This is a genomic window from Sphaerisporangium dianthi, assembly GCF_042654065.1.
GTDB lineage: Bacteria > Actinomycetota > Actinomycetes > Streptosporangiales > Streptosporangiaceae > Sphaerisporangium > Sphaerisporangium dianthi.
On record NZ_JBHSFP010000079.1, the window covers coordinates 1 to 9,402 of the forward strand.

Genomic DNA, 9,402 nt, shown 5'->3' on the forward strand with positions numbered 1-9,402 from the left:
GGCTCATCGCTCAGGGCAAGGGTCTGAGTGATCTGGTCGAGCAGCAGGTGCCGCAGTCGATCACGCTGACGTCGGAGACCATCACCAAGGAGAACGCGCAGAAGTATCTGCCGCTGGGCTTCGAATCATGAGTCCTGCCGCCGGGGTCCGGCGCGTCCCGGTCACCGAGGCCGGCCACCCGTGCGCGGGGGCCTGGCGGGCGCCGGGACATGGGTCCGAATCACACCTCACGCGGACGGCGGCGCACCGTCGCGGCCGTCCGCGAGAGCTCACCCGCCGTGCGCACTCTGCCGTGCGCACCTTGCCATGACGAACCGACCGCGAGAGGAGACTGATGAGTACCGGAGTATGGCTGATCGGAGCACGAGGATCGGTCGCGGTCACCAGCATGACCGGAGCCCTGGCGGTGCGGGCGGGCCTGGCCGCGCCGACCGGATGCGTCCTTGAGTCGCCCGGACTGCACAGCGATTCCCTGCCCGGCATCGGAGACCTGGTCTTCGGCGGCCACGACATCTCCTCGGTCCTCCTGGACAAGAAGGCCGCCGCGCTGGCCGAGGCGGGCATCGTCCCGGCCCGGCTCGCCGAGGCCGTGCGGGACGCGCTGCTCGAGATCGAACAGGACGTGCGGCCGCTGCCGGTCGGCGCCACCCAGGCCGAGACGGCGGAGGAGATCGGCGCCGACCTCGACCGTTTCCGCCGGCGCCACGGGCTGGACCGGGTCGTCGTGATCAACGTGTCGACCACCGAACCGGCGCCGCCGTCACACCCTGCCCATGCCGACCTCGACGCGTTAGATGCCGCGCTGCACGGCCCGGACCCCGTCCTGCCTCCTAGTTCCCTGGTCGCCTACGCCGCCCTGCGCGCCGGCTGCCCGTATGTCGACTTCACGCCCTCCACCGGCGCCCGCCTGCCCGCCCTCGACGCGCTGGCCCGCGAGCAGGGGCTCCCGTACGGGGGGCACGACGGCAAGACCGGCGAGACGCTGGTCAAGTCGGTGCTCGCCCCGATGTTCGTCCAGCGCAACCTGAAGGTGCGCACCTGGTCGGGGATCAACCTGCTGGGCGGCGGCGACGGCGCCAACCTGGCCGAGCCCGCGGCCAACGCGGCCAAGTCCGCCAGCAAGCAGCGGGTGCTGGCCGAGACGCTCGGCTACGTCCCGCAGGGCGACACCCGCATCGACTTCGTGGAGGACCTCGACGACTTCAAGACCGCCTGGGACCTGATCACCTTCGAGGGCTTCCTCGGCACGCGCATGCGCATGGAGTTCAGCTGGCACGGCTGCGACTCCGCCCTGGCCGCGCCGTTGATCCTCGACCTGGCGCGGCTGACGGCGGCCGCCCACCAGGCCGGGCGCACGGGACCGCTCACCGAACTGGCCTTCTTCTTCAAAGACCCCCTCGGAGAGGTCCCGCACGCCCTGGCCGACCAATGGCAGGCGTTGCGCGACGCCGTCGCCTCGTACGGCGCGCGGAGCACACCGCTATGACGACGCTGCGCGACCTGCTGGACCTCGTCCGTGCCCCGGCCGCGCTGTCGGTCCCCGGCGACGTGGTCGCCGGGGCGGCCGCCGGCGGGGTGCTCGGCCGCCGCACCGCCGGTCTGGCCTGCTCCTCGGTCTGCCTGTACTGGGCGGGGATGGCCGCCAACGACTGGGCCGACCGGCATCTCGACGCGGTGGAGCGCCCCGAGCGCCCCATCCCCTCAGGGCGGGTGCCCGCGAACGCGGCCCTCGGCACGGCGGTGGGACTCACCGTCGCCGGCGTCGCCCTGGCCGGGCTCGCGGGCGGCCGGCGTGCCCTGGCGGTCGCCGCGCCGCTGGCCGCCGCCGTCTGGGCCTACGACGTGCTGGCCAAGGGCACCGCCGCCGGCCCGCTGACCATGGCGCTCTGCCGCGGCCTCGACGTGCTGCTGGGCGCCAGTCCCGGGCGCTCCGTCACCGCCGCGCTGCCGTCCGCCGCCACGATCGCCGCCCACACGTACCTGCTCACCACGCTGTCCCACGGAGAGGTGTCGGGCGGGCACCCGAGCGTTCCCGCCGCGACCCTGGCGGGAACCGTCGCGCTCACCGCCGCCACCGCCCGCGGCAGCGCGAACGGGACGCAGCCCGCCCTCGCCGGCTGGTACGCCGCCCAGTTCGGGCTCCCTCAGGCGCGCGCCGTCGCCGACCCCTCGCCCGGGCGCGTCCGCGACGCGGTCACCGCGGGCATCGTCAGCCTGCCCGCACTCCAGGGAGCCCTCACCGCGCGCGGCGGCGCCCCCCGCGTCGCCCTCGCCATCGCGGCGGCGGCCCCGCTGGCCCGGCGCCTGGTCAAGAAGATCGCGGCGACATGAGGTTCGGCTACGGCACCAACGGCTTCGCCAACCACCGGCTGCCGGACGCGCTCGACGTCATCGCCGGCCTCGGATACGAGGGAGTGGCGCTCACGCTCGACCACTGCCACCTCGACCCGTACGCCGACGGGCTGGGACGGCGGGTGGCGGAGGTCGCCGACCGGCTGCGCACCCTCGATCTGGCGGTGGTCGTCGAGACCGGTGCGCGCTACCTGCTCGACCCCCGGCGCAAACACGCCCCGACGCTGCTCGACGACGACCGCGGCCTGCGGGTGGACTTCCTGCGCCGCGCCGTCGCGATCGGAGCCGACCTGGGCGCCGAGGCGGTGTCCTTCTGGTCCGGCATCCGCCCGGCCCCGCTCGACCAGGCCGTCGCCTGGGACCGGCTGGTGGCCGGGTGCGAGCAGGTCGCCGAGGCCGCCCGGCGGGCCGGTGTGCCGCTGGGCTTCGAACCGGAGCCGGGGATGCTCGTGGAGACGATCGCCGGCTGGCGGCGGCTGCACCGGGCCCTGGGCGCGCCGGACGGCTTCGGCATCACGCTCGACATCGGGCACTGCCGCTGCAACGAGCCCGATCCGGTGCCCGGCTGCGTCGCCGGCGTCGCCGAGCACCTGGTCAACGTCCAGATCGACGACATGCGGCTCGGCGTGCACGAGCACCTGGAGTTCGGCGAGGGGGAGATCGACTTCCCGCCGGTGCTGCGCGCGCTCACCGACGCCGGTTACCGGGGCCTGGTCGCGGTCGAGCTGCCCCGCCATTCCCACGCGGCGCCCGCCGTCGCCGCGCGTTCGATCGACTTCCTGCGCGCGGCACAGAAGGCATCGGTGGAAGGGAGACCGTCATGACACTGACGCGACGGCTACGCGACGCACTGCGCGACGCATCGCCGGGGGAGTGGCTGGAGGGCGCGCTCGCCGCGGCGGCCGAGCGGCCCGGGACGATCGGCCGGTCCTTCGCCGCGGCCGGGCGGAGCGCCGGCCGGGAGCCCCTGCCCGGGGCGCCGGGCTGGACGGCGGACGAGGCCGCGCGGGCGCTGCTGCTGTCCGCGCTGCCACCGGACCGGCTGGTCGCCGAGACCGGCGAGCTCTACCGCTACGGCGACGCCGACGAGAAACGGGCCGTGCTCAAGGCGCTGCCGATGCTCGCCGTCGGCGCCGAGGCCGTGCCGCTGCTGCACGACGCGATCCGCACGAACGACACGCGCCTGGTGGCGGCCGCGCTCGGCCCGTACGCCCGCCACCTCGACCAGGCCGCCTGGCGGCAGGCGGTGCTCAAATGCGTGTTCATGGGCGTGCCCCTGACCGCCGTCGACGGGCTGGACGAGCGGGCCGACCACGAGCTGGCGGCCATGCTGGCCGCCTTCGCCGACGAACGCGCGGCGGCGGGACGCCCGATGCCCGCCGACGCGGCCGCCCTGCTCGACCGTCTGACCCAAAAGGAGGCCTGATGCGCATTTTCGACCCGCACATCCACATGACGTCGCGCACCACCGACGACTACGCGCGGATGGCCGCCGCCGGGGTCCAGGCGATCGTGGAGCCCGCCTTCTGGCTGGGGCAGCCCCGTACCAACCCCGGCTCGTTCGCCGACTACTTCGACTCGCTGCTCGGCTGGGAGCCGTACCGGGCCGCGCAGTACGGCGTCGTCCACCACGCGACCATCGCGCTGAACCCCAAGGAGGCGAACGACCCGCGCTGCCTGCCCGTGCTGGACCTGCTCCCGCGCTACCTGGACAAGGACCGTGTCGTCGCGGTCGGCGAGATCGGCTACGACTCGATGACCCCCGAAGAGGACGACGCCTTCGAACGGCAACTCGCCCTGGCCGTCGAGCACGACCTGCCCGCGCTCGTGCACACCCCCCACCGCGACAAGGCCCGCGGCACCCGGCGCACCGTCGAGGTCGTCGCCGCCTCCGGAATCGCGCCCGGGCGGGTGGTCGTGGACCATCTCAACGAGGTCACCGTCGACATCGTGCACGACTCCGGATGCTGGATGGGCTTCTCCATCTACCCCGAGACCAAGATGACCCCCGATCGCATGGTGGAGATCCTGCGCAAGCACGGGCCGGAGCGGATGCTGGTCAACTCCGCCGCAGACTGGGGCGTCTCGGACCCGCTGCTGACGCTGGAGACCGGCAGGGCGATGCTGGCCGCAGGGTTCACCGCCGACGACGTCGACCGCGTGCTGTGGCGCAACCCCGTGGAGTTCTACGAGCAGTCCGGGCGTCTCGACCTCACCGGCGCCGGCGCCGGCGCAGGTGAGCCGACCTTCGCCGGCAGTTCGATCAAACGCGGGGGCAGCTGATGCGGCTGTCCCACCCCGGAGGGGCGCCGCTGCACCTCAGCTACTGCACCAACGTGCACCCGGCCGAGGATCTCGACGGCATCATCGCCCAGTTCGACGGCTACGCGGTCCCGATCCGCGAACGCCTCGGCGTCGACGTCCTCGGGCTCGGGCTCTGGCTGGCCGCGCCCGTCGCCGCCGCCCTCGCCGCCGATCCGGCGCTTCGCGGAAGGCTCCGCCGGGAGCTGACCACACGGGGCCTTGAGGTGGTGACCCTCAACGGCTTCCCCTACCGTTCCTTCCAGGATCCGGTGGTCAAGTACGCGGTCTACCAGCCCGACTGGACGACGCCGGAGCGGCTCTCCTACACCCTGGACCTGGCGCGCGTCCTCGCGGACCTGCTGCCGGACGACGCCGCCCGTGGCTCGGTGTCCACCCTGCCGCTCGCCTGGCGCGACCCCTGGAACGCCACGATGGCGGAGCAGGCCGCGCGCCGGCTCGACGAGCTCGCCGCCGGCCTGGCCGCCGTCGAGTCCGACACCGGACGCGTCGTACGCGTGGCGTTCGAACCCGAACCCGGCTGCGTCGTCGAGACCACCGAGCAGGCCGTGGCCCACCTGGCGGACGCCGACCACGACCGGCTCGGCGTCTGCCTCGACCTAGCCCACCTGGCCTGTGCCTGGGAAGAACCCGCCGCCGCGTTGCGCGCGCTGCGCGACGCCGGCCTGCCCATCGTCAAGGTCCAGCTCTCGGCGGCCCTGGAGACCGACGAGCCAGAGGCGCTGCGCGAGTACGTCGAGCCGCGCTTCCTGCACCAGACGCGCACCCCCGCGGGCGACGCCGCCGACGACCTCGACGACGCCCTCGACCGGCGGCTGCCCGCACCGTGGCGCGTCCACTACCACGTACCGCTGCACGTCTCACCGGCCGCGCCGCTCACGGCGACCACGCCGCTGCTGCGCGAGGCGCTCGCCGAACTCGCCGGCGGCCCGCAGCCGCTGTGCGACCACTTCGACGTGGAGACCTACACCTGGGGCGTCCTGCCGGTCGCGCTGCGCCCGCAGACCGGCGAGCAGCTCGCCGAGGGCATCGCCGACGAACTGGACTTCGTCCGCGCCGAACTTCGCCACCTGGGAGTGAAAGCATGACATCGTTGCTGGTCCTGGACGTCGTGGGCCTGACCCCGAGGCTGCTGGCCCACATGCCGCGGCTGCGTGCCGTCGCCGCGGACGGCTTCGAGGCCGAACTCGGCACCGTCCTGCCCGCCGTCACCTGCTCGGTGCAGTCGACCTTCCTCACCGGCGCGCCGCCCGCCGAGCACGGCATCGTCGGCAACGGCTGGTACTTCCGCGACCTCGGCGAGGTCCTGCTGTGGCGCCAGCACAACGAACTCGTCGCCGGGGACAAACTGTGGCACGCCGCCCGGCGGGAGCGGCCCGGCTTCACGGTGGCCAACGTGTGCTGGTGGTACGCCATGGGCGCCGACGTCGACTGGACTGTCACACCGCGGCCGATCTACCACGCCGACGGCCGCAAGGACCCGGACTGCTACACCTTCCCGCCGGAGCTGCACGACGAGCTCACGTCGGCTCTCGGGACCTTCCCCCTGTTCACCTACTGGGGCCCGGGAGCGGGCATCGCCTCGTCGGCGTGGATCTGCCGCGCCACCGAGCACGTCATGGCCGCGCACAACCCCGACCTGACGCTGGCCTACCTGCCTCACCTCGACTACGACCTGCAGCGGTACGGCCCGTCCGACCCGCGCTCCGCGGCGGCCGCCGCCGAGCTCGACGGCGTGCTGACCCCCCTGCTGGACGCCGCCGCGGCGCGCGGAAGCACCGTCGTGGCCCTGTCGGAGTACGGGATCACCGACGTCTCCCGCCCCGTCGACGTCAACCGGGCGCTGCGCGCCGAAGGTCTCCTCCGCGTCCACACCCAGGCGGGCATGGAGTACCTCGACCCGTGGACCTCGCGGGCGTTCGCCGTCGCCGATCACCAGGTGGCGCACGTCTACGTGGCCGACCCGGCCGACGTCCCGGCCGTCGCCAAGCTCTGCGCGTCCATCCCCGGCGTCGCCGAGGTGCTCGACGAGGAAGGCAAGCGGGAGCACGGCCTGGACCACCCTCGCTCCGGCGAACTCGTCCTGCTCGCCGAGCCCGACGCCTGGTTCACCTACTACTACTGGCTCGACGACGCTCGTGCCCCCGACTTCGCCCGCGTGGTCGAGATCCACCGCAAACCCGGCTACGATCCCGCCGAACTCCTCTTCGACCCCGAGGACCCCGGCGGCGCCAAGCGCCGGGCCGGGGTGGCGCTGCTGCGCAAGAAGCTCGGCATGCGCTATCTGATGAAGGTCGTCGGGCTCGACGCGGGCGCCCGCGCGGTGCGCGGCTCCCATGGACTGCTGCCCACCGACCCCGCCGACGCCCCGGTGCTCCTCTGCTCCGACCCCTCGGCCGCCAGAGAACGCTTCGAGGCCACGGACGTCAAGGACCTGCTCCTGCGTCTCGCACTGAGGTGAACCCCCCGATGGGGCCGTGGTCACCGTGGATCGGCCCGCCGCCGTCCTGGTGAGCGGGATCGGGCAAGGTGGCGCTCGTCTCCCTGAGGGGGCCGGCAACCTGAGGTGGCGGCCGGCAACCTGAGGGGCCCGCAACGCGGAAAGGCCGCGCCGGACCGGCGCGGCCTTTCCTTGCGACCTTCACGGCGCCTCGCGGAGCCGACGAAGGCGATGGCCTGTCAGGTGCACATGCCTAGAGGGTGCCCGGCCCGAACGGGAACCGGCCGTAGTAGTCGCCGACCTGGCTGCGGTAGGCCGGCTCCTTGTAACTCGCCTCGTCGAACTCAGGAGAGTCCTTGATCTCGTCCTTGGTGCGGCTGACGTAGACCTTCTTCTCCTGCGGGTCGATGCGGGTCACCGTGCTCGCGGGAAGCAAGACCTTCTTGCCGAAGATCCACGGGCCGGTGTCGACGATCAGGTAGCTCTCGCCGACCTCGTACGTCGCGTCGTCCACGGAACCGATCTTGCCGTCCGTGGCCTCCACGTGATATCCGACCACGTCGAAGCTCTGGTGAGCGCCGCTCACGGTCGGGCTGTAACTCCAAAGATCCTGCTGCATCTTCGTGTTCTCCCTTCGATCGTTTCGTCGGGACTCTTCGCCCTACCCGCTCGTCGCTCGTGAAACATCGACCCGTGGACAGGGCCGCCTCACCCGGAGGTGAGGCGGCCCGGTGATCCTCTCGCCGGGGCCGATGTCACGGGCACTCCCGGAGTGCCGCTAATCTGGACAGGGTCATGCGCCGCTAGCTCAGTTGGTTAGAGCAGCTGACTCTTAATCAGCGGGTCCGGGGTTCGAGTCCCTGGCGGCGCACCACGGCAATGGCCGATGGCCTGGGCATCCTTCACTTGACGGAGGGTGCCCACAGTCATTTCCGGCCCCGTGCGGGGCATGGCCGGTACGTGGCCGGCGCATCAGGTGACGGTCTCCGGTGCGGCGGGGCCGCCGCCCCAGAGCGAACGATCACTCAGCGGCACCTCCAGCTCGGCTGGTCGAAGGGCTACGATCCTGGGATGACCTGGTTGGCCGATACCCGGAACGCCTACGACGCCATCGCGGCCGGCTACGCCGACGAGACCCGTGACCTGCTCGACAGGCTGCTCTACGTTCGCGCAGGGGTTGTGCTGTTCGCCGACCTGGTCCGCGCGATCGACGGCGGGCCCGTCGCCGACGTGGGCTGCGGGCCGGGGCACACCACCGCCCTGCTGCGGGAACTGGGCGTGGACGCGTTCGGCATCGACCTGTCACCCGCGATGATCGAGATCGCGCGACGCGAGCACCCCGGCGCGCGGTTCCAGGTCGGTTCGATGACCGACCTGGAACTCGCCGACGATTCCCTCGCCGGTGTGCTCGCGTGGTGGTCGCTGATCTACATCCCCGACGAGGCCGTGCCGGGCGTGCTCAGACGGTTCCACCGGGTACTGCGACCGGGCGGGGTGCTGGCCGCGGGATTCCACGTAGGTGATGAGTCGATACGCGAAACGACCAGTGACGGCGACCAGTCGACGCACGCGTACGTGTACCACCGACAACCGTCCCGCGTGGCCGACTGGCTCCGCGAGGCGGGCTTCACCGTGGAAGCACAGCACCTGCTGAACCCCGACGAGACGAAGCAGGGCGCGATCCTGTTCGCCCGCCGACCCACAGCACCGCCCCGCTAGGTCTCCGGTGCGGCGGGGCCGCCGCACCGGAGCATCTCTCAGCAGGAAGAGAGATGGGTCAGCAGGTGGAGTTGGTCAGGCCGCTGGGCGGTTCCCCCGCCCGGCGTCGGAGGCGAAGCCGGGGGGAGATCCGGTGCCGCCGTTCTAGCTCCACTTCTGGTTGTTGCCGCCGTGGCAGGTGTAGAGCTGGATCTTGGTGCCGTTGGCGGTGCCCTGGCCGGTGGCGTCCAGGCACAGTCCGGACTGCACGCCGGCGATGCTGCCGTCGGAGTTGCGGCGCCACTGCTGGTTGGTGCCGCCGTGGCAGGAGTAGATCTGCACCTTCACGCCGTTGCCGGTGCCGGCCGCGTCCAGGCACTTGTTGCCGTAGACCCTGATCTCACCGGCGGAGGTGGAGGACCAGTTCTGGTTGGTCTGGCCGTTGCAGTCCCACAGTTGCACCTGGGTGCCGTCGGTGGTGGTGGCGTTCGGCACGTCGATGCAACGACCGGAGGCCACACCCCTGATCGGACCGCTGCCGCCGGGAGTCGGGGTGGGGGTGGGCTCGGGGGTGGGGGTCACCGTGGGTG

Annotated in this window: 10 protein-coding genes and 1 tRNA gene; 9 read left to right on the top strand and 2 right to left on the bottom strand. The window is 72.4% G+C overall.

Annotation, left to right across the window (positions count from 1 at the left end; all coding sequences use genetic code 11):
- The first annotated feature begins 334 nt into the window (after positions 1–334).
- The 7 genes from ACFO60_RS40430 to ACFO60_RS40460 are packed head-to-tail and all read left to right on the top strand — an operon-like array spanning position 335 to position 7,135.
- Entirely contained in the window at positions 335–1,486 is a 1,152-nt protein-coding gene (locus tag ACFO60_RS40430) for an inositol-3-phosphate synthase (RefSeq protein ID WP_380852736.1), read from the top strand.
- A complete protein-coding gene (locus ACFO60_RS40435; protein WP_380852739.1) occupies positions 1,483–2,331 on the top strand; it encodes an SCO3242 family prenyltransferase in 849 nt (282 codons plus the stop codon). Before ACFO60_RS40430 ends, ACFO60_RS40435 begins: the two co-directional genes overlap by 4 nt.
- Positions 2,328–3,176, top strand: a complete 849-nt coding sequence (locus ACFO60_RS40440) for a sugar phosphate isomerase/epimerase family protein (RefSeq protein ID WP_380852742.1) — start codon at positions 2,328–2,330, stop codon at positions 3,174–3,176. Before ACFO60_RS40435 ends, ACFO60_RS40440 begins: the two co-directional genes overlap by 4 nt.
- Positions 3,173–3,778, top strand: coding sequence for an EboA domain-containing protein (locus ACFO60_RS40445; RefSeq protein WP_380852745.1), 606 nt, complete (start codon positions 3,173–3,175; stop codon positions 3,776–3,778). The genes ACFO60_RS40440 and ACFO60_RS40445 overlap by 4 nt, the downstream gene beginning before the upstream one ends.
- On the top strand, positions 3,778–4,635 hold the full coding sequence (locus ACFO60_RS40450; RefSeq protein ID WP_380852748.1) for a TatD family hydrolase: 858 nt from the start codon (positions 3,778–3,780) through the stop codon (positions 4,633–4,635). Before ACFO60_RS40445 ends, ACFO60_RS40450 begins: the two co-directional genes overlap by 1 nt.
- Positions 4,635–5,762: a metabolite traffic protein EboE gene (gene eboE / locus ACFO60_RS40455; RefSeq protein WP_380852751.1), complete on the top strand. Its 1,128-nt coding sequence runs from the start codon at positions 4,635–4,637 to the stop codon at positions 5,760–5,762. Before ACFO60_RS40450 ends, eboE begins: the two co-directional genes overlap by 1 nt.
- Positions 5,759–7,135: an alkaline phosphatase family protein gene (locus ACFO60_RS40460; RefSeq protein WP_380852754.1), complete on the top strand. Its 1,377-nt coding sequence runs from the start codon at positions 5,759–5,761 to the stop codon at positions 7,133–7,135. Before eboE ends, ACFO60_RS40460 begins: the two co-directional genes overlap by 4 nt.
- A 232-nt stretch (positions 7,136–7,367) precedes the next feature.
- Here ACFO60_RS40460 and ACFO60_RS40465 read toward each other — a convergent pair whose 3' ends face one another.
- Positions 7,368–7,733, bottom strand: a complete 366-nt coding sequence (locus ACFO60_RS40465) for a PRC-barrel domain-containing protein (protein ID WP_380852757.1) — start codon at positions 7,731–7,733, stop codon at positions 7,368–7,370.
- A 178-nt stretch (positions 7,734–7,911) separates the two neighbouring features.
- Here ACFO60_RS40465 and ACFO60_RS40470 point away from each other — a divergent pair.
- Together ACFO60_RS40470 and ACFO60_RS40475 are read left to right on the top strand one after the other, a co-directional pair.
- A tRNA-Lys gene (locus ACFO60_RS40470) sits at positions 7,912–7,988 on the top strand.
- 197 nt (positions 7,989–8,185) lie between these two features.
- Entirely contained in the window at positions 8,186–8,833 is a 648-nt protein-coding gene (locus tag ACFO60_RS40475) for a class I SAM-dependent DNA methyltransferase (protein ID WP_380852760.1), read from the top strand.
- A gap of 144 nt (positions 8,834–8,977) precedes the next feature.
- Here the strand turns inward: ACFO60_RS40475 and ACFO60_RS40480 are convergent.
- Positions 8,978–9,402 (bottom strand): RICIN domain-containing protein (locus ACFO60_RS40480; protein ID WP_380852763.1); only part of this gene is annotated, 425 nt, incomplete at its 5' end.

What these genes read in the sequence shown, in the direction of transcription:
- eboE (WP_380852751.1), top strand. Translation starts at nt 4,635, where the DNA reads ATGCGGCTGTCCCACCCCGGAGGGGCGCCGCTGCACCTCAGCTACTGC.
- ACFO60_RS40445 (WP_380852745.1), top strand. Translation starts at nt 3,173, where the DNA reads ATGACACTGACGCGACGGCTACGCGACGCACTGCGCGACGCATCGCCG.
- ACFO60_RS40435 (WP_380852739.1), top strand. Translation starts at nt 1,483, where the DNA reads ATGACGACGCTGCGCGACCTGCTGGACCTCGTCCGTGCCCCGGCCGCG.
- ACFO60_RS40465 (WP_380852757.1), bottom strand. Translation starts at nt 7,733, where the DNA reads ATGCAGCAGGATCTTTGGAGTTACAGCCCGACCGTGAGCGGCGCTCAC.
- ACFO60_RS40430 (WP_380852736.1), top strand. Translation starts at nt 335, where the DNA reads ATGAGTACCGGAGTATGGCTGATCGGAGCACGAGGATCGGTCGCGGTC.
- ACFO60_RS40475 (WP_380852760.1), top strand. Translation starts at nt 8,186, where the DNA reads ATGACCTGGTTGGCCGATACCCGGAACGCCTACGACGCCATCGCGGCC.
- ACFO60_RS40440 (WP_380852742.1), top strand. Translation starts at nt 2,328, where the DNA reads ATGAGGTTCGGCTACGGCACCAACGGCTTCGCCAACCACCGGCTGCCG.
- ACFO60_RS40450 (WP_380852748.1), top strand. Translation starts at nt 3,778, where the DNA reads ATGCGCATTTTCGACCCGCACATCCACATGACGTCGCGCACCACCGAC.
- ACFO60_RS40460 (WP_380852754.1), top strand. Translation starts at nt 5,759, where the DNA reads ATGACATCGTTGCTGGTCCTGGACGTCGTGGGCCTGACCCCGAGGCTG.